Raw genomic sequence first — 18,865 nt, 5'->3', positions numbered from 1 at the left:
AGAGCTGCCCATGGGGGCGGCTTTTTTTCTTGATAATAAGTAAAAAATTTCTATCCGCACTATCATAAGAGGAAAGCACCTTTTCACTTAATTAGAAGAAGTGTACAATAGAGCAAGTGAAACAAAGTAATTAAATTTAACAACGAATTATAACTGAAATGAACAGCATAAACACATAATTAAAAAGGGAGCATGCATATGCAGGCGGTTATTACCAGCGCACTCATTTCAATTGCAGTGGAAGCAGGCCAGGAAATCATGGAAGTGTACAAGCGGGATTTCACAGTCGAGCATAAAGAGGACGATTCCCCGCTGACAGAAGCGGACAAGCGCGCCCATAATGTAATCGCCAAAGGACTCCACGAAGCAGACCCGGAAACGCCGGTCATCAGTGAAGAGGGAAATACGGTGGAATATGAACAGCGTAGAGACTGGAAGTCGTTTTGGCTCGTGGATCCGCTCGACGGAACGAAAGAGTTTGTGAAGAAAAACGATGAATTCACGGTGAATATCGCAAAAATTGAAGATCAGTATCCAGTTATGGGCGTTATTTACGTGCCAGCGCGTGATGTGCTTTATATTGGCGGAAAATCCTTCGGGGCGTACAAGGTCACCGATGTCAGCTCCAGGCTGCCGCTCAGCGAAGAGCTGCTCCAACAGCATGGCGAAAGGCTGTCGGTTTCCGGGCCTGAAGCGGAAGTGAATGTTGTCGCCAGTCGTTCACATATGTCAGTGGAGACCGAAGCATTTATTAATGAATTAAAAGAAACTTATAATGAAGTCGATGTAGTATCCGCCGGAAGCTCGCTGAAATTCTGTCTGGTGGCAGAAGGAAAAGCACACTTTTACCCCCGCTACGCTCCAACGATGGAATGGGATACAGGCGCCGGCCAGGCACTTGTCGAAGCGGCCGGAGGTACGGTGGCCAGGTATGAAGACAATGAAAGATTCTATTATAATAGAAAAGATCAGACCAACGGCTGGTTTATTGTAAAATCGTTTTAATCATAACTTTATTTTTAAAATACAAACTAACCAAAGGAGACTCGTGTAAAGAGTCTCTTTTGTTGTATAATTAATCAGATAAGGTTACTTGGAAATTGAGGGGATACATAAATGACCATCGAGATGGTTTTTGTCATGATATTAATTGTTGGGATGCTTTTGGCTCTTTTTTTTGAACTGGCCCGGCCGGACATGGTCGTTTTTTCTGTGCTGGTCGTACTGATGCTGACAGGCATACTCTCGACAGAACAGGCATTAAGTGGGTTTTCAAACGAAGGTATGCTGACAATCGCTTTATTATTTATTGTCGCCGGGGCTGTGCAGAAAAGTGGAATTGTCGAGAGGTTCATGACCAGATGGCTGCAGAAAAGCCACGGTCCTGTTTCCTCTATGGTGAGGACCTTTATTCCCATTGCAGGAATGTCGGCTTTTTTAAACAACACACCAATTGTGGTGGCGTTCACTCCAGTTATCAAAAAATGGTGCGAGGAACGGGGATATGCGCCCTCCAAATTTTTAATCCCTCTGTCTTACGCTACGATTATGGGAGGCACGATTACGCTTATCGGAACGTCTACCAACCTGGTGGTCCACGGGATGCTGCTCGATTACGGTGAATCAGGGTTCAGCATGTTCCAGCTTGCAGCGGTAGGTCTGCCCTTAACAGCAGTAGGGCTGTTGTACTTGTTCACAATTGGCTACCGGCTGCTTCCTGCATACGAAAACGGAAAAAAGCAAATGGAAGAAGAAGCGAAGGAATACTTATGTGAAATGAAGGTGGAGCCTGCCTTTCCTTATGTACGGAAAACAGTACAGGAGGCGGGGCTGCGTGATTTGCAGGGCATGTTTTTGATTGAAATTATCCGCAAGGATGAACGTATCTCTCCTGTAAGCTCAAATACTATTGTACAGGCAGGGGACCGTTTAATATTTACCGGCGTACTGGAAAAAATGGCTGACCTGCAGCGATCCCCGGGTCTGACGTTAAAGACTGGGACAGAACTGACACTTGATGACCTCCGGGACAATACGAACCAACTAGTGGAAGCAGTAGTTTCTCACCAGTCCTCCCTGCAGTCTAAGTCCATTAAACAGGCTCAGTTCCGCTCAACTTATGATGCCGGGGTGGTGGCGGTGCATAGAAACAATGAACGAATCCAGAGTAAAATAGGCGATATTCGTCTTCGGCCCGGGGATTCTCTTCTACTGCTGGCGGGTTCAGATTTTTTACAGAAGTATCGCAGTTCTACAGATTTTTATGTCGTTTCTGCACTGAATACTCCTGATACGATCAAGGAACCGCCTGCGAAAGGATGGTTCTCTCTGGCTGTACTGATGGTAATGATTGCAGTAGTAACCATCGGATGGCTCAGTATGTTTCAGGCAATGGCGCTGGCAGTACTTATTTTTTTTATAGGGCGAATTATTACGCCTGAAGAAGCGAAGCGGAATGTCCAGTTTCAGGTGCTGCTGCTTATTGCGAGTGCGTTTGGTGTGGGGAACGCAATGACGGAAACAGGGCTTGCTGCCTGGATGGCCGGGGGACTGCTTTCCTTTGGAGAGCCTCTTGGAATGGTTGCTGTACTGTTTCTTATTTACGCGTTAACCAATATATTCACCGAGCTGATTACTAACAGTGCGGCCGCGGTGCTGATGATCCCTATCGGTTTAAGTATCGCGGACAGCTTAAATGTGGAACCGATGGCCTTTGCGGTAACCATTGCCATTGCGGCTTCAGCAAGCTTTATTACTCCTATCGGCTACCAGACAAATTTAATTGTCTACGGACCGGGAGGCTATAAGTTTTCCGATTATTTGAAAGTCGGCATGCCGCTTACGGTCATTTCAATGCTTGTAACGGTCGGAGTCGTTTCGTATCTTTATTTTTAACTGCTGTATATGAAAGCGGTTTGGAATAGGCTCTCCAAACCGCCAGGCGGTTATGATACACTGAAAAAGGCTGTATTATGGATCGACAGGCATATATAAATGAAAACATATAGTTAGGAGCATAAAAGATGAATCCTTTAGTAACGATTATCATGTCTACTCATAATGCCGAAGGGTACATTGATGAATGCCTGCAAAGTATCGCTGCTCAGAGTTATTCGGATTTTACAGTTTATATGATTGATGATGCTTCGACCGATAGTACTGCGGAGAAAGTAAAAGAATTCATCAAAAACGATGAACGATTTCAGTTAATTGACATACATAAACAAAACCGGGGGCTGACTCCTACACTGAACGAGCTGTGGAAAATGGCAGAAACAAAATATGTGGCGCGAATGGATGCAGACGATGTGATGCATGAAGAACGTCTGGAAAAACAGGTGCAGCTTCTCGAGAAGCACAAGGGCCTTGATGTAGTAGGGTCGTATGCCATGAATATTAATAAAGACAGCGAACCAATAGATATACGGAAGGTGCCTGTTTATCATAAAGATGTTAAAAAGACGCTTCCGCTGGCAAGCCCGGTTATTCATCCTTCGGCGATGATCAGGCGCAGCGCTTTAGAGACAGTAGGCGGCTATAATGAAACGTATCCTGTGGCCCAGGACTATGATTTATGGTTCCGGCTTATGGGTAACGGCAGCGGCTTTCACAATATTCCGGAAACGCTGCTGTACTACCGTATGGAAGCGCATCATGTAAAAAAAAGAAATATACGACACCGGTGGCTTGATGCTAAAACAAGATGGAGAGGCACGAAGCTTATTGGAAGCACAGGGCGAACAAAACTGGTTTCTTTAACCGTGTCTGCAGTGATGCTTGGGATGCCTTCTTTTTTAAAACCGACAATGATGAAGCTGAAAGAACATATCGATCCGAGGTATTCTAAATTTTAAATGAAACAAGTGCAGGCCTCTTTAAAAAAATACCGGTATGCTTCGAGCTGAAAGAATCCTCCCGACAACCAAAGATTGTGCCTGAAATGCTGGTTTTAACTAGCATGCACATTAATGTTACCAAACTGCTGAAGGCCGGATCGATTTTTCGACTACATACAAGCGGAATCAACTTATAATAATTATATATTACTATCGGGAAAAGTAAGGTGAATTACATGGAAAGTGAGCAAAATAATCTCACTCAAAGAAGGTTCCGTCCAGAGATTGAAGGGTTGCGTGCAGTAGCAGCCCTTTTGGTAGCAATATATCATATATGGGTAGGACAGGTTTCTGGCGGAGTGGATGTATTTTTTGTCGTTTCGGGTTTTTTAATTACTACTTCCCTAGTCAATCGCTTAGAAAAAAATGGTTCGATTGATTTTTTTTCGTTTATTTTACGTTTAATGAAACGACTGTTTCCTATGGCATTTCTTGTTTTGCTGGTGACATCTTTGGCATCGATCCTATGGCTCCCTCAAGTTCGTTGGAGCCAAACAATCCAGGAGGTATTTGCTTCAGCATTTTATTATCAAAATTGGCAGCTTGCTATTAATTCAGTTGATTACTTAGCACAAAACAATGAAGCCAGTCCGTTTCAACACTTTTGGGCAATGTCGATACAAGGACAATTTTATTTGCTATGGCCACTGGTTCTGTTTATAGCCTACTTAGCAGCAAAATATATTTTCAAAATTTCAACACGTGTAGCATTGACTGGAGTATTAACAGGATTATTTGCTGTTTCCTTTTCGTATTCCATTTATCGTACAGCGGTAGACCAGCCGTGGGCCTATTTTGATACATTAGCGCGCGTATGGGAATTCAGTCTCGGCGGTCTTTTAGCTATAATGATATCAAAAATAATATTAAATAAATTACTGAGTGCGTTTTTGGGTTGGGCGGGTCTATTCGCTATTATTGTAACAGGAGCAGCCCTTGAAGTATCAACAGAATTTCCGGGTTATGCGGCACTCTGGCCGGTTGTTGGAGGTATTCTTATAGTAGCTACTGGTAATCAAGGAGGGGCGTTAGGAGTCCATCGGTTGCTGAGTTGGGGGCCGTTAACCAAATTCGGGAGCATTTCCTATGCTTTTTATTTATGGCACTGGCCACTGTTAATATTTTATTATATTCTTACTGATACAAAACAAGTACCATTTTTTGATGGCCTGCTGTTGATGGTAGGTGCGGCTTTAATTTCATATGTAAGTACTGTACTTATCGAAAAGCCCATCCGTACAATGAAACTGCCTGCAAAACACTGGCTTTCCTGGGGTACAGTAGTAATTTGTATGCTTCCAACACTTATTGTTGCGTCATGGTGGGCTTACGATGTAGACCAATCGAACGAGGAGCTCGCAAATGCCGTGGAAGATGAAAATTACCCGGGAGCTTTAGCTTTGGCACCTGAAAATGAAAACATGGAGTATAATCAGGATCTTGAAGTGCTGCCGAACCCAGTACAAGCCAGAGAGGATCTTCCCAAAGTATATGATGATGACTGTCATCAATCACAACAGAATGCAGAAGTAATTCAATGTGATTATGGGCAGACGGATGAGTCAAAATACACGGTGGCACTGGTGGGTGGCTCTCATTCTGCACATTGGCTTCCGGCACTCGAACAGGTTGCTGAAAATGAAAGTATCAAAATTGAGAGTTACACAAAAAGCTCTTGTCGTTTTAACGCAGACGGGGGAGAGTACGATTCCTGTGAAACCTGGAATCAGAATTTAGTCGAAGAGTTGGTTGAGGAAAAACCGGATGTAGTATTTACAACGGCAAACACAAGCGATATTGAGCAAAGTAAAGATATCCCTAAAGGTTTCGTAGCTCAGTGGGAGAGGCTGGAGGAAGCAGAAGTGGAGGTTGTGGCTCTTCGGGACAATCCGTGGTTCAGCAAAGATATTCCGTCTTGTGTTGAGGAAAATAAAAACAACCTAGACGAATGTGGAGGCACCAAGGAAGAATTACTGGGAGAACAGGCCCCGTGGGAAGACATGGAAAAAGAGATGCCTGAAAATGTCACATTCACAGATTTTAACGATTATATTTGTGATGACGGTCAATGTGCTCCAGTAGAAGGAAATGTTCTCATTTACCGTGACGCTCATCATCTAACAGCTACTTATTCTCGGACACTTGGACCTTTTGTGCGCAAAAAATTAATGCCGATTTTAGAATCGTGAGATATTCAAAGATAGAATAGAAGAAAAAACTTTAATACAAAGTCTGTTTTTTCATGATTAAACAATATTAAAGATTTTCTGATTAAAAAGCAGTAGAAATAAATTGAATTTTTTGGATTCCTTCTTTACAACCTGGAAGATTTTCGTAATACTTAAGAATGGAATAATGAACGAGGGGAGATCTCATGAAGCGATCAATTGGGTTATTTATCCTCGTCCTGATTACGGCTGTGGTGCTGATCGCAGGATGGCTGTATTACCAGGACCGCATCGATAACACTGGTGGAGCTGATGAAAGCAGCGGCGGCAATGCCTCTTCGGAAGGCGGGTCCGGAAGCGGGATTAATGCCGAAGGGTTGAACGGCGGCCTGCAGAGCCAACTGGAAGAAGCTGAGCAGTCCGGCGGTCCGTTGCGGCTTGTCGTGGCCGGGCCCGGTGCGATAACGTCGGAAGGTGACAACAGCTTTCCGCAGCAGCTGGCTGATCGGATCGAGGAGAACTGGAACGGAGTCAGTACAGAAGTAGAAACGATTACATATGAAGACAGCACGTCGCTTGAGGTGCTAAATAACGGCGGCGTGGAGGAAATGGCCGGGGCTGAGGCAGATCTGTTTATCTTCGTGCCGTTTGCGGTCAGCGATAACGGAACGGTTAGCAGCGATGACACAATTTATGCTATCCGGGAAGTAACAGAAGCGGTGCAGGAAAACGATAGCGCTTATTATATCAGCGCCCCGCAGCCGTGGTACGAAGCGCAGTATTACTTAGAACAGCTTGATGCCGTCGAAGGCTACGCAGACGAGGCCGGCGTCACTTATTTGAATCACTGGAGCGCCTGGCCGGCAGTGGACGACGAAGCATTAATCGATTATGTCGGTGAAGATACACCGGTACCGACCGAGCAGGGACACACGGCCTGGACAGACGGCATCTGGCAGCAGTGGACAGAAAACGGGTCATAAAAAGGTCCTTTATCCTGAAAAAACGAACCGGGATCTGGGCGGATATGCTATACTACGCCTATAATCCACTAAGCACCCAGCCGATACAAGGAGTAGCAGGAAAGAAATCAAAAGGAGTGTGCGCGTTTGGCACGAAAAAAGAAGCAAGAGATGAACACGAATCAGAGGAAGCTCATTACCTGGCTGAACAGTAAATCCCCGGTTTCCGAGCAGTATCGTACGATTCGTACTAATATTCAATATTCATCAGTGGATAAAGAGATGCAGACGATGGTGGTTACATCAGCAGGTCCCGGGGAAGGGAAGTCCACCACGGTGGCGAATCTGGCAGTAACGATGGCCCAGCAGGAAAAAAAGGTGCTTCTCGTAGACGCTGACCTGCGTAAGCCGACCGTGCACTACACGTTTCGCCGCATGAATACCCATGGGCTGATTAACGCCCTCACAAATCACGGTGAATATGCAGCATACGTGCAGGAAACCGAAGTGCCGAATCTCGATATTCTGCCGAGCGGCCCGATTCCGCCGAATCCGTCCGAGATACTCGGAAGCCGTTCGATGGCACATCTGGTGGAGCTTGCCCGCGAGCAGTATGACGTGATTTTGTTTGATGCGCCGCCGGTGCTTGCCGTGACGGACGTCCAGGTCATTTCCCGCCATTGCGATGGAAGCATTCTCGTCGTAAAGGCTGGAGAAACTGAAAACGATGCTGCCCGGAAGGCCAAAGACCTGCTGGAAGTAAGCGGTGTGCCAATCCTCGGCTGCATCCTGAACCAGAAAAAAGGTATGGATCAAAGCTACTACTACTATTACGGTGGATAAATAAAACGAACCGGCTCCTGGCCTTCAGGAGCCGGTTTCTTTATGTCGCTGCTGGAAGTAGGCCATCGCTTCGCGGCGGTTGCGGACGCCGATTTTCCGGTAGATGGCAGTCAGGTAGTTTTTCACCGTGCCGAGCGTTAAAAACAGTGTGTCCGCGATTTCCTGATTGGAGTAGCCGGCAAGAAGCAGATCCACGATCCGGCGGTCCTGCAGAGACAGCGTAGCCGTGTCTTCCGTTTCCTGAAAATGCGGCGCTCCGTCCTTGCGGTCCCTCGCAGCGAGCTGGTCGCTCAGCGTTTCCGACACGGAGGTCGGAAGCACCATCTGCCCGCGGGCGACCTGGCGCACACATCGCACGAGCTCCTCACTTTCCCAATCCTTCAAAAGAAATCCCTTCGCGCCGTTAGTCAGTGCCTGAATGACATTTTCCGCGTCCACATAAGAGCTCAGCATGATGAACTTTGTTTTGGGGGATGTCAGCTGAAAATCGGGCAGCCATTCGATGCCGTTATTGCCTTCAAGATATACATCAAGCATGACCACGTCCGGCTGCTCGTTGGTGAGCATTATTTCTGCCTCGGCGCCGTTTCTCGCAATCCCCGCCACTTCCAGGTCCTCTTCCAGTTCCATAATCATGGCCAGTCCGTCCCGGACAATGGCATGATCATCCACAATCCCTATCCGAACGGTTTCCATCTATGAATCCTCCTTTTCAAGCTTTTCCTGTTGCCGGTGCTGAGTGTTTAAAAAATCACCTCTCTCTTTAAGGGGCGTATGGGCTGGGGTCCCTGACCGGCAGGCGGAGCTCGAGCGCCATGCCGTTTTTTCCTCCCGGAAGAGCTTCAAAGCGAAGCAGGCCGCCGAGCTCTTCCGCCCGGGCGGAAAGCCCGCGGAGGCCAAAGCCGAAGCTGATGTTTTTCGTAACGGTACGCCCGTTGTCCTCGAGGCGGGCGACAAGCTGGCCGGGCACCTGGGTGGACAAGGTGTAGGAAAAATACGTGCATCCCCCGTGACGGAGACCGTTAGTGAGCCCCTCCTGAAGCATCCGGTACAAAAGCATTTCCTGCTCTGCCCGAAGTACGGGAAGCGGCTTGTCAAAGTGCCATTCGATCCGTACATCTGAGGTGTCACGGGTTGAGACGAGAAGCCCTTCAAGCGCTGCTGCCAGGTCAATAAACCCGTCGGTGTGTGCCATGGAATGTGCCGTTTTCCGTATTTCCTTCATCGTCTCCTGCACCTGATGCTTGGACGTCTGCAGCTGGGTACGGGCTTTTTCGACTTCGCCCTTTTCAAGCAGCCGCTTAGCCGTTTCCAGCGCCATCATGGAGGTGGTTAAGTAATGCCCCGCGCTGTCATGAATATCCCTGGAGAGCTTGAGCCGCTCCTGCATGATGGATTTATCCTCTATTTCCCGGTGGTACAGGCGCAGGCGGTCATAGGCCCGCTGCAGCTCGTTTCGCTGCTGGGTGGAGCGCTGGGCCAGGTAGCTGAAGCCCCAGAATAGAATGTATTCAATAAAGCGGGGCAGGACAAAGCTGATACCGGCAAGCCCTGGAAAGCCCTCATGGTAAGCCGTGGCACCCACAAAGGCCGCGTAGGACAAAAGCATAAACGGGAAGCTGAACCGGCGCGGCGCCCGGTAGCCAAGCTCGGCGATCAGGACGAAAAAAAGCGTCTGGGGTACAAAGCCCCCAGCGATTACCTGCACCACACAGGCGGTCAAAAACTGGAGGCCGATCACCGCCACGGAGGAAAAACGGGCGAGCGGCACGGCGAGAAGCACAAGCCGGATAACCTGGATCATACCAAACAACCAGCACAGGGCTGCGGCAAGCCAACGCTCGTCCGGCGACTCCATGTACACGAATAGTCCGGCTGCGATGATGGCGATGAATTGGATCGTATACATGAAGATTCGCTGGCGGCGGTTCATGCAATCCCGCTCCCTTCCGCTCCGTCATCCTTCGTAAAGTTCCTTCGTCCCAGAAAAAGTCATATGACTATTAACATTTGTGTGATTATTAATGACTAGGTAATTACTATTAATAATTATACTGGACTATTAATATAAAAGAAACGGCAACAGGCAAAATATTCTAAAAAATCTAACGTAGGCCATATTTCTTACTTCAAATGAAAGAGGTGAGTACATGATTGAAATGCATGCCCATATCCTTCCCGGATTTGACCATGGGCCAAATACGTTAAAAGAAAGCCTGGATATGGCCAGGCAGGCAGCAGAGGCCGGGGTGAGCATTATTTATGCAACGCCGAGATACCGGTATCCGTCATATGATTTCGGCGCTGTTTTCGTCACGGAAGCAGTAAAATTCCTGAATTTTCAGCTGCTGAAAGCCCGCATCCCGGTCCGTGTCCGATCCGGCCAGGAGGTCACTCTGTACGACGGAATGGAAAGAGATCTGGAGAAAAAGCGAATTCTGCCGCTCGAGCATACCAATTATGTACTCGTTCATATGAATGAGACCCACAGTTTTTTATACGTCCGGCAGATGCTTAAAAAACTGTACAGTTCGGGGTTTATTCCCATTCTTTCATCGCCGGAGCGGCTGCAGATGTTCCACCAGAGGCGCGGCGGTATCGAGACGCTCGTAAACGAAGGAGCAGCCGTGCAGATCAGCGCCGGGGCGCTGCTTGGCCGGGACGGGAGAAGCGACAGGCGCTGGGCAAAATATTTTTTAAAAAAGAAGCTCGTGCATTTTATCGCCTCCAACGCCTGCAGTGCGTACGACCAGCCGTTCTGCCTCGACCAGGTGTACCGGCAGTTCGCAAAAATGCAGCGGCTGGATGAATGGCAACGAATGCAGAAAAACGCGCATCTGCTGCTGAACGGGGTAAGGGTCACACCGCCGGCACTTATATTATAGACAGGCCGGCGCAGCACCAATTTTGTACAGCTGAAAGGAATGGAGGGGGAGATGATCTTGCATCAACTGGTCACATCCAAAACAAGACTGCGTCTCGTAATGAAGTTTTATTTAACCGAGGAGGAAACGTATCTGCGCGAGCTCGTACGCGAATGCAAGGAATCGACGAACGCGATCCGCCTCGAACTGCGGAGACTGTACGACATGAATTTAATTACCGACCGCTGGGTCAAGAACCGCCGCTACTACAAAGTAAATAAAGATTACTATCTGCACGGCCAGATGGAATCGCTGATCAAGCAGTACTTATACTGGGATGAGCTGCATGAGCAGCTGAAAAGAATTCACTGGAAAACGATCTATATTACTCCTGACCCGAAGCGGAGCTCCCCGGTGGAATACGTCATTGAAGTGGAAGAGAACTCGCCGCACTGGGGGAAGCAGTTTTATCTCGGGGAAGGAACGACCGTCACGTTTGCGACGACGTCCATGTTAAACCATATTGAGCAGGTGCTGATCAGCGTGGGCAGAGAGAAAGAAAAAGTATCATAAAAGGAGGGCGCCGGCGTGGATAAACAGGCGAGGATTTACGTAACCAATCATAAGGAACGGGCAGGCAGCGCGATTTATCACTATCTTCTAAAGCATGGATATGAAAACGTGGCCGTACTCGAAAGCACGAGCTCCGGAACAGAAAGCATCCGGGCCGTTAACATGTTCTTCGCGGAGGAAAACATTGATTATGTGTTCATGACCGATGGCTATGAATATGCAGAATCCAGCAGCAGTAAAGGGCTTCTGGAAAGGCGCCGCCAGCAGGCGAACGTGCTTGAAGCCGCTGCCCGCTACAACGTGAAAAAGCTGCTGTACCTCGGTGATATCCATGTGTACCCCAAGTACACTCCGCAGCCGCTGAAGGAAACGTTTCTCCAGCGGGGGATTGTTGACGAGGTGTATGCTGAAAAAACGCAGGTGACGCGGGAGGGCATCGCGCTCTGCCGGGCGTATAACCGGGCTTCCAATACGAATTTTCACGTTGCTGTGGCTCCGCAAATGTACGCGGAACAGGATATGGAAACGTCCACCGGCATTGTGGCTGAGGCAGTCCGGCGATGTATCGAGGCCCGTGACCAGTGGCTGCCGAAGGTGGAAATACCAGAGAAGGAGCCCGCCTTTCAGGAATTTATTTACGGGGAAGACCTGGCGTCCGGCTGTGTGTTTGTCATGAACGACTACCATGAAAAAGGGCCAATCAACATTGGCACGGAGCGGGAAATTACTTCCAAGGAGCTCGTCATGCTGATTAAGCGGGTGACTGGCTATAAGGGCGCTGTATTTTTTACGAGTGCCGGGGCCGGCGGAATACGAAAAAAAACGCTCGACACGTCAAAAATCAACCGGTACGGCTGGTATCCGGAAGTATCGCTTGATAAGGGGCTGCAGGCGCTGTGCCGGTGGGAGGAAGAAAAAAACCGTGCCGGCCGGGCGTGAGGACCCTTCCTTCTTAAAACAATAGAAACCTGGGAGGCGCCGGATGATCGATATACACACGCATATACTACCTGCACTTGACCACGGGCCGGAGGAAATCAACGAAAGCATCATCATCGCCAGGGAGGCCGTGGAAAATAATATCCAGACGGTTTTTGCCACGCCGCATTTCCGGCCCGGCGTGTACGAAAACGAAGGCCTGACCGTTAAAGAAGCCGTGCTGGACTTTAACGTGCGGCTCCGGAATGAAAGCATTCCACTTCACGTCAAAAGCGGCCATGAAATGACGCTCTACCCCGGTATGGTGGAGGACCTGCTTTCCGGCCGGCTCCTGCCGCTTGAAGACACCAACTACGTACTCGTGGAAATCCAGTCCGACGATTCCTTCGCCTTAATCAAAACGCTGTTTTATTCAATGCAGATGGAAGGCTATATCCCGATCATTACGCATCCTGAGCGGCTGGGGGCATACCCTGAAACAGAAGAACCGTTGTATTATTTTGTCTCTCACGGCGCCCTGGCCCAGATGAGTGCTGCAGCGGTGGCCGGGAGAAACGGCCGGAAACGACAACGCTTCGCCCTGAAGCTGCTGCGGAAAAACCTGGCTCATTTTATCGCGTCGCAGGCAGACAGCATCCCTTTTCGCTTAAAGCCTGCCTACGAGCAGACCGCTGCAGTGCTCGGGCTGAAAAAGTCCCGGGACATGCAGGAAAACACCAAACGCCTGCTGGTCGGATCCCCGGCACTCGTGGACCCGCCGGAACCCCTGCACAAGAAACGTGCTTTTTTTAAACGAACGTAAGGTAATTCTGTCCAACATTTCAATAAACAAGGAGGAAGGAACATGCGCTTAGTCCTGTTGTCCGGAGGTTCGGGAAAACGATTGTGGCCGCTGTCGAATGACACGAGATCCAAACAATTTCTCAAGGTGCTCGACGGGCCGGACGGGGAAAAAGAATCCATGGTCCAGCGGGTATGGAGACAGCTTGAAGCCTGCGGGCTTGCTTCCTCGGCGGTGATCGCCACCTCGGAGTCGCAGAAGGACCTGATCAAACGCCAGCTCGGCGAAAATGTTCCGCTTGTTATGGAGCCGGAGCGCCGGGACACATTTGCCGCTGTCGCGCTTGCGGCCAGCTACTTGTTTTCCGTAGAAAAAGCGTCCCCGGAGGAAGTAATTGTAATGCTGCCGGTCGACGCCTTCGTAGACACCAGTTTTTTTGAAAATTTTGAACTTTTGGAGCGGTTGATTCAGGAAGGAACGAGTGATATGGCCCTTATCGGAGTGAAGCCTGTGTATCCGTCCACCAAATACGGCTATATTGTACCCGGAAGCCGGAGAAAGGGCACGAATGCTTTTGCCGTCGAGGCCTTCACGGAAAAGCCCGGGGAAGACAGGGCCCGGGAGCTCATCGAATGCCAGGCGCTCTGGAACTGCGGCGTATTTGGTTTTACGATGGCTTATCTGCTCAGCATTCTCGAAGAGGAGGGGCTGCCGTTTGAATACGAGCTGCTGAAAAGCCAGTACCATACCGTGCCGAAGACAAGCTTTGACTACCGGGTCGTGGAAAAGGCCGAAAAGGTCACTGTTTTACAATACGAAGGCGACTGGAAGGACCTTGGCACGTGGAATACGCTCACCGAAGAGATGGCCGCAAACCAGACCGGGAAAGGCGTCATTTCCGAAAGCTCGGTCAACACGCACCTCGTGAACGAACTCGACATTCCGGTCGCGGTCATCGATGCCAGCGATATGGTGATTGTCTCGAGTCCTGACGGCATCATCGTTGCCAGCAAAGAATCAAGCTCGCAGATTAAAGAGCTGATCAAGGACTTCCGCTACCCGCAAATGTACGAGGAGCGGCTGTGGGGATGGTCACGGGTGCTCGACTACGCCAAGTATCCGGACGGCCAGATGATGATCACAAAGCGCATCCTGCTGGAAAGAGGGAAAAACTCGACGCTTCATTACCACCATAACCGCGATGAGGTATGGACGGTGGTGCGCGGGGAAGGCGAAATTGCAGTCGACAACCATATGTACCGCATCAAAGCGGGCGACGTTGTCCACCTGCCGGCCGGCACCAAGCATGCGCTCCGGGCCACCAGTGATCTGGAAATTGTGGAGGTGCAGACCGGCATGGACATCAGTAACGACGACATTATCCGGATCCATGACACATGGGACGATGTGCTGCGCGCCCACAACGGCTCCGCCGCCAAGTTTATTAAATAGCTTTCCTGAAAATTTTCGGTCATGTCTCCTGCACCGGTATCACGCGGAGGCACTCGGCAGTGCCAAGGGCTTCTGGAAAAGCCTTAGACGTTGATCGTCAACAGCGCTGCGTGAGGGGAGGTTCAATGCCTCCGGTTTACCTGCGGCGGCCGCGCATACAACGCTGCTGCAGATGGAAGAATAAACCATTGGCATTCAGTCTTCAGTCATCTGTTTTGAATAGATGCAGGTATTACAAAACGCCAAAATTTTATTGGAAAAGAGGATCCTAAGTGGAAAAACATGCGTGTATATACGTGGCCGGGCACCGGGGACTGGCAGGCTCTGCGATTGTGCGGAAGCTGCAGAGCGAGGGCTATACGAACCTGGTGTGCCGGACGAGCAGCGAGCTCGACTTACGAAACCAAACCGAGGTAGACGCTTTTTTTCAATCCTCTTCAATAGATTACGTGTTTTTAGCAGCCGCGAAGGTTGGCGGCATTACCGCGAATAATGAGTATCCGGCGGATTTTATCCGCGATAACTTATATATTCAGACAAATGTAATCGATGCGGCCTACAGATACAACGTGAAAAAACTGTTGTTTTTAGGCAGTACGTGTATTTATCCAAAACACGCCCCGCAGCCGATTAAAGAGGATGCGCTTTTAACCGGGGCGCTTGAGGCGACGAACGAACCGTACGCCATCGCAAAGATTGCCGGCCTGAAGATGTGCGAGTCCTACAACCGCCAGTACGGGACCCGTTTTATCGCCGCGATGCCGACGAACCTGTACGGGAAAAATGACAATTTTGACCTGGAAACGTCGCACGTGCTGCCGGCGCTGATGCGAAAGTGTCACGAAGCGAAAGTAAACGGCGTCCCCACAGTCGAAATATGGGGCACGGGCGAGCCGCGCCGGGAATTTATGTACGCGGACGACCTGGCTGATGCGTGCGTCTTTTTGATGAATGAGTACGACGGCACGGACGTGGTGAATGTCGGTACCGGCCAGGACCTTTCCATCCGGGAGCTCGCCGACGCGCTCAAAGCGGTAACCGGCTTCGAGGGCGAATTTGTATTTAATACTAGTAAGCCCGACGGCACGTTCCGAAAGCGCACGGACGTCACCAGACTGAGCAATCTCGGCTGGCAGGCCGGGACACCGCTTGCGGACGGCCTGCAGAAAACGTACGACTGGTACACTGGCCACGCGGCACAACCAAACAAAGGAGCTGCTTCCCTATGACAAAATCAGCACTTATTACCGGCGTGACCGGGCAGGACGGCTCGTACCTGGCGGAATTTCTGCTCGGTAAAGGCTATACCGTCTACGGGCTCCGGCGCCGGACGAGCACCCCAAACTTTGAAAACATCGAACACGTCAAAGATCAGATTGAATGGATCGACGGCGACCTGACCGACCTGTCTTCCTTAATTACCGCCGTGCAGCAGGCGCAGCCGGACGAGGTGTACAACCTGGCGGCTCAGTCGTTTGTGGCCACTTCGTGGCCACAGCCGATCGCCACCAGCCAGATCACCGCCGTCGGCGTCGTCAACATGCTCGAAGCAGTCCGCATCGTGAAGCCGGACGCCCGCTTTTATCAGGCATCAAGCTCCGAGATGTTCGGCAAGGTGCTCGAGACGCCGCAGACCGAAACGACGCCGTTCTGGCCGCGCAGCCCGTACGGAGTGGCAAAAACGTACGGCCACTGGATCACCGTCAATTACCGGGAAAGCTTTGATATGTTTGCCTGCGCCGGCATTTTGTTCAACCATGAGTCGCCGCGGCGCGGCATGGAATTTGTCACCCGGAAGGTAACCGACGCTGCCGCCCGCATCAAGCTCGGGCTCCAGAGCGAGCTGCGGATGGGCAACCTCGACGCTAAACGCGACTGGGGCTTTGCCGGCGATTACGTGAAGGCAATGTGGCTCATGCTGCAGAGCGACGAGCCGGATGACTACGTGATTTCGACCGGCGAGACGCATACGGTCGAAGAGCTGGTGGACATTGCCTTTCAATACGTCGGCCTCAACTGGCGCGACTACGTCGTGACTGATTCGAAATTTGTCCGCCCGGCCGAAGTGGATCTTCTGCTCGGCGACTGCACGAAGGCGAAGGAAAAGCTCGGATGGGAGCTTGAGGTCGGCTTCCGGGAGCTGGTGGAAATGATGGTGGAGAGCGATTTGGACCATTACGGAAGCCATCAGAAAGTACGGACTATCTACCGTGAAACTTCTTAAGAAAGTGCTTGCCGGCAACATTTCCGGCAAAGCGTTCTACACCGTGCTGGACCAGGCGGCGCTGAGCGGCGTGAACTTTACGATCGGCCTCGCGTTTGTATATTTCAGCTCTCCGGAAAATTACGGGTTTTATACGATGTTTATGGGCGTATTCTTTTTATTTTTAAGCGTGCAGAACGCGCTGATTAACACGCCGATGATTGTGCTTTCCCCGAAGCTGGAAGACGGGGAGGCCGTCCTGCTCCGGCGCAGCCTGTTTGCGGTACTGCTGTTGTTTTTAGTTATGGTATTTCTTTCGATGATGATCATCACTTTTTTCAGCGGGGTCACAGGCATCGACAGAGCGTCTCTCTGGGTGCTGCCGCTCGCGGTCTGCCTGCTTCTGCTGCGGGAGTACTTCCGCACGGAAGAGTACGCACAGCTGCTCCCCCAGAAAGCACTTAAGCGGGACAGCATCTATGCCGTAGCGGCGCTTTTGGCAATTGGAGCAGCAGTGTATACCGATATTGTGTACGTTTCGCTTATGTTTTTGATCACCGGCGCGGCGTCGCTGCTCGTGTCAGTCAGGAAAATGCATCAGTTTACAGTGCACCTGCCGCCGAAGCACGTGATCCGGCAGAAGTTCAGCGACACATGGAAGCTGTCGCAGTGGAGCCTGTTCGGGGCAACAAGCAGCTGGCTACAGGGAAACGCCTATCTGCTTCTGCTTTTTCTGATGCTCGGTGTCACCGAAGTTGCCTATATTGCGGCCGCCAAGCTGTTAATGACGCCGATCGTGCTCATTATCACCAGCTGGAGCAACGTGATGCGCCCGCTTCTCAGTAAAGCGATGGTGCGCGAGCAGCCGGGCCGGGCCGAGACATTAATGTATCAGGGGATGGCTGCCTCTGTCGCCATTCTGCTCGTGTATACGCTCGTGCTGATGGCTGCGCTTGCCGTAGTACCTTCCGGAGCGTTTCCGGAAGCGTACCAGGGCATTCAGGAGTACGTGCTTTTATGGATGCTCGTGTTTTTGTTTCAGCTCGTCCGCGTGAACTATTCCAATTATTTTCAGTCGGCGCTGTTTTTTAAAATGCTCGCCAAATCGGGCATGGCCGTTGCCGTCATCACGGTTGGCATGACCGCTGTGACGGTGCAGGTATTCGGCGAAGCGGGAGCGCTCATCGGGCTCATGCTGAGTGAGCTATTGTTCAGCATTATCCTGCTGCTGAAAATGAAAGCAGACATCCCCGTCGTGGAAAAGAGGGAGGAATAAATGAAGCTTGCGGTATGTATTATTACGTATCAACGTCCGGAAGGACTGCAGACGCTTTTAGAGGGCATTGCCGCACAGAAATGGAGCCAGCACCATCCTGAATTAACCGTGGTCGTCGTTGATAACGACGCTGAAGGAAGCGCCGCTGCAACGCTTCCAATAAAATACCCGTACCCCCTCCTCTATGAGGTGGAGGCCAAAAGGGGCATCCCGTCGGCGCGTAACACATCGGTCCGCCTGGCCGGGGACGTAGATTTTGTCGTATTCGTTGATGACGATGAAACGCCGGCGCCCGACTGGCTCGAGCAGCTGCTCGCGGCCCGTGATATGTACGGTGCAGACGTTGTCGAGGGCAAAGTCGTAAGCGTGTTTGAACAAAAGGCCCCCGAGTGGGTCACCCGCGGCGGTTTTTTTGACAGCCTGCAGCGGCGTACCGGCGATCCGATCCGGCGGGCGGCGACCAACAACCTGCTGATGCGGAAAAGCATTTTTCACCGCTACCGGTTTAACGAAGCACTTGCTCTGACCGGCGGCTCCGACACGTTTTTATTTACCGAGCTGGAGCAGGAGGCATACACGATGATCTGCTCCGAAGAAGCGATCGTTTACGACCGGATCCCGGCGACGCGCACGACTAGGCAGTGGGTGCTGCAGCGGGCCTACCGCTCGGGCAACACGCTCGCACTCTGCACCGGCGCAAAAGCGAATGCACGAAGGGCGAAGGCAAGCCGGGCGATCGTCGGAAGCGGGCGCATCGCCCAGGGGCTTTTCCTGTACGTGCCGGCGCTGTTCCGATGGGAGCACGAGCGGGTTAAAGCACTGCAGTACGTGTATATGGGCGCCGGCAATCTGGCCGGCCTGCTCGGGGTCAAGTATTTGGAGTACCAGAAAACCCATGGCAGATAAGT

At 50.7% G+C, this 18,865-nt stretch carries 18 protein-coding genes; 16 read left to right on the top strand and 2 right to left on the bottom strand.

The window, feature by feature from the left end:
- The first annotated feature begins 198 nt into the window (after window positions 1-198).
- The 7 genes from cysQ to CHL76_RS01350 all read left to right on the top strand — a co-directional run bounded on the left by cysQ (window position 199) and on the right by CHL76_RS01350 (window position 7,869).
- The gene (gene cysQ, locus CHL76_RS01375; protein ID WP_094907643.1) at window positions 199-1,005 is read left to right on the top strand and encodes a 3'(2'),5'-bisphosphate nucleotidase CysQ; all 807 of its coding nucleotides are present in this window, start codon (window positions 199-201) and stop codon (window positions 1,003-1,005) included.
- A 111-nt stretch (window positions 1,006-1,116) separates the two neighbouring features.
- Window positions 1,117-2,895, top strand: a complete 1,779-nt coding sequence (locus tag CHL76_RS01370; RefSeq protein WP_094907642.1) for an SLC13 family permease — start codon at window positions 1,117-1,119, stop codon at window positions 2,893-2,895.
- Between the two features lie 128 nt (window positions 2,896-3,023).
- A complete protein-coding gene (locus CHL76_RS01365; RefSeq protein WP_094907641.1) occupies window positions 3,024-3,854 on the top strand; it encodes a glycosyltransferase in 831 nt (276 codons plus the stop codon).
- A gap of 218 nt (window positions 3,855-4,072) precedes the next feature.
- A complete protein-coding gene (locus CHL76_RS01360) occupies window positions 4,073-6,085 on the top strand; it encodes an acyltransferase family protein (RefSeq protein WP_094907640.1) in 2,013 nt (670 codons plus the stop codon).
- Between the two features lie 185 nt (window positions 6,086-6,270).
- Window positions 6,271-7,047, top strand: a complete 777-nt coding sequence (locus tag CHL76_RS01355; protein ID WP_094907639.1) for a hypothetical protein — start codon at window positions 6,271-6,273, stop codon at window positions 7,045-7,047.
- A complete protein-coding gene (locus CHL76_RS16895; RefSeq protein WP_158219026.1) occupies window positions 7,026-7,241 on the top strand; it encodes a hypothetical protein in 216 nt (71 codons plus the stop codon). Before CHL76_RS01355 ends, CHL76_RS16895 begins: the two co-directional genes overlap by 22 nt.
- The gene (locus tag CHL76_RS01350) at window positions 7,174-7,869 is read left to right on the top strand and encodes a CpsD/CapB family tyrosine-protein kinase (RefSeq protein WP_094907638.1); all 696 of its coding nucleotides are present in this window, start codon (window positions 7,174-7,176) and stop codon (window positions 7,867-7,869) included. Before CHL76_RS16895 ends, CHL76_RS01350 begins: the two co-directional genes overlap by 68 nt.
- Window positions 7,870-7,893: 24 nt before the next feature.
- Here the strand turns inward: CHL76_RS01350 and CHL76_RS01345 are convergent, their stop codons facing one another.
- Together CHL76_RS01345 and CHL76_RS01340 are read right to left on the bottom strand one after the other, a co-directional pair.
- Window positions 7,894-8,565 carry a response regulator gene (locus tag CHL76_RS01345; RefSeq protein WP_094907637.1) on the bottom strand — a complete coding sequence of 224 codons (672 nt, stop codon included), beginning with the start codon at window positions 8,563-8,565 and terminating at the stop codon, window positions 7,894-7,896.
- A gap of 67 nt (window positions 8,566-8,632) precedes the next feature.
- Window positions 8,633-9,802, bottom strand: coding sequence for a sensor histidine kinase (locus CHL76_RS01340; protein WP_094907636.1), 1,170 nt, complete (start codon window positions 9,800-9,802; stop codon window positions 8,633-8,635).
- A 217-nt stretch (window positions 9,803-10,019) separates the two neighbouring features.
- On the opposite strand from CHL76_RS01340, the gene CHL76_RS01335 reads away from it, so the two are divergent.
- The 9 genes from CHL76_RS01335 (at window position 10,020) to CHL76_RS01295 (ending at window position 18,863) form a co-directional block, all read left to right on the top strand.
- Window positions 10,020-10,754 (top strand): tyrosine-protein phosphatase, encoded by a 735-nt coding sequence (locus tag CHL76_RS01335; protein WP_094907635.1) that lies wholly within the window; start codon window positions 10,020-10,022, stop codon window positions 10,752-10,754.
- Between the two features lie 57 nt (window positions 10,755-10,811).
- Window positions 10,812-11,306, top strand: coding sequence for a winged helix-turn-helix domain-containing protein (locus tag CHL76_RS01330; protein WP_094907634.1), 495 nt, complete (start codon window positions 10,812-10,814; stop codon window positions 11,304-11,306).
- A 15-nt stretch (window positions 11,307-11,321) separates the two neighbouring features.
- Window positions 11,322-12,245, top strand: a complete 924-nt coding sequence (locus CHL76_RS01325) for an NAD-dependent epimerase/dehydratase family protein (RefSeq protein ID WP_094907633.1) — start codon at window positions 11,322-11,324, stop codon at window positions 12,243-12,245.
- Window positions 12,246-12,288: 43 nt separating this feature from the next.
- On the top strand, window positions 12,289-13,047 hold the full coding sequence (locus tag CHL76_RS01320) for a tyrosine-protein phosphatase (protein ID WP_094907632.1): 759 nt from the start codon (window positions 12,289-12,291) through the stop codon (window positions 13,045-13,047).
- A gap of 42 nt (window positions 13,048-13,089) precedes the next feature.
- On the top strand, window positions 13,090-14,478 hold the full coding sequence (locus CHL76_RS01315; protein ID WP_094907631.1) for a sugar phosphate nucleotidyltransferase: 1,389 nt from the start codon (window positions 13,090-13,092) through the stop codon (window positions 14,476-14,478).
- Window positions 14,479-14,750: 272 nt separating this feature from the next.
- Window positions 14,751-15,707, top strand: coding sequence for a GDP-L-fucose synthase family protein (locus CHL76_RS01310; protein ID WP_094907630.1), 957 nt, complete (start codon window positions 14,751-14,753; stop codon window positions 15,705-15,707).
- A complete protein-coding gene (gmd, locus tag CHL76_RS01305; protein WP_094907629.1) occupies window positions 15,704-16,702 on the top strand; it encodes a GDP-mannose 4,6-dehydratase in 999 nt (332 codons plus the stop codon). The genes CHL76_RS01310 and gmd overlap by 4 nt, the downstream gene beginning before the upstream one ends.
- Window positions 16,689-17,957: a lipopolysaccharide biosynthesis protein gene (locus tag CHL76_RS01300; RefSeq protein WP_094907628.1), complete on the top strand. Its 1,269-nt coding sequence runs from the start codon at window positions 16,689-16,691 to the stop codon at window positions 17,955-17,957. The genes gmd and CHL76_RS01300 overlap by 14 nt, the downstream gene beginning before the upstream one ends.
- On the top strand, window positions 17,958-18,863 hold the full coding sequence (locus tag CHL76_RS01295) for a glycosyltransferase family 2 protein (protein WP_094907627.1): 906 nt from the start codon (window positions 17,958-17,960) through the stop codon (window positions 18,861-18,863).
- The last annotated feature ends 2 nt before the right edge of the window (window positions 18,864-18,865 follow it).

It is taken from the genome of Marinococcus halophilus, assembly GCF_002265875.1.
GTDB lineage: Bacteria > Bacillota > Bacilli > Bacillales > Marinococcaceae > Marinococcus > Marinococcus halophilus.
Note: the sequence above shows the minus strand (reverse complement) of the source record. Positions and strands in the feature narration are given on the sequence as shown.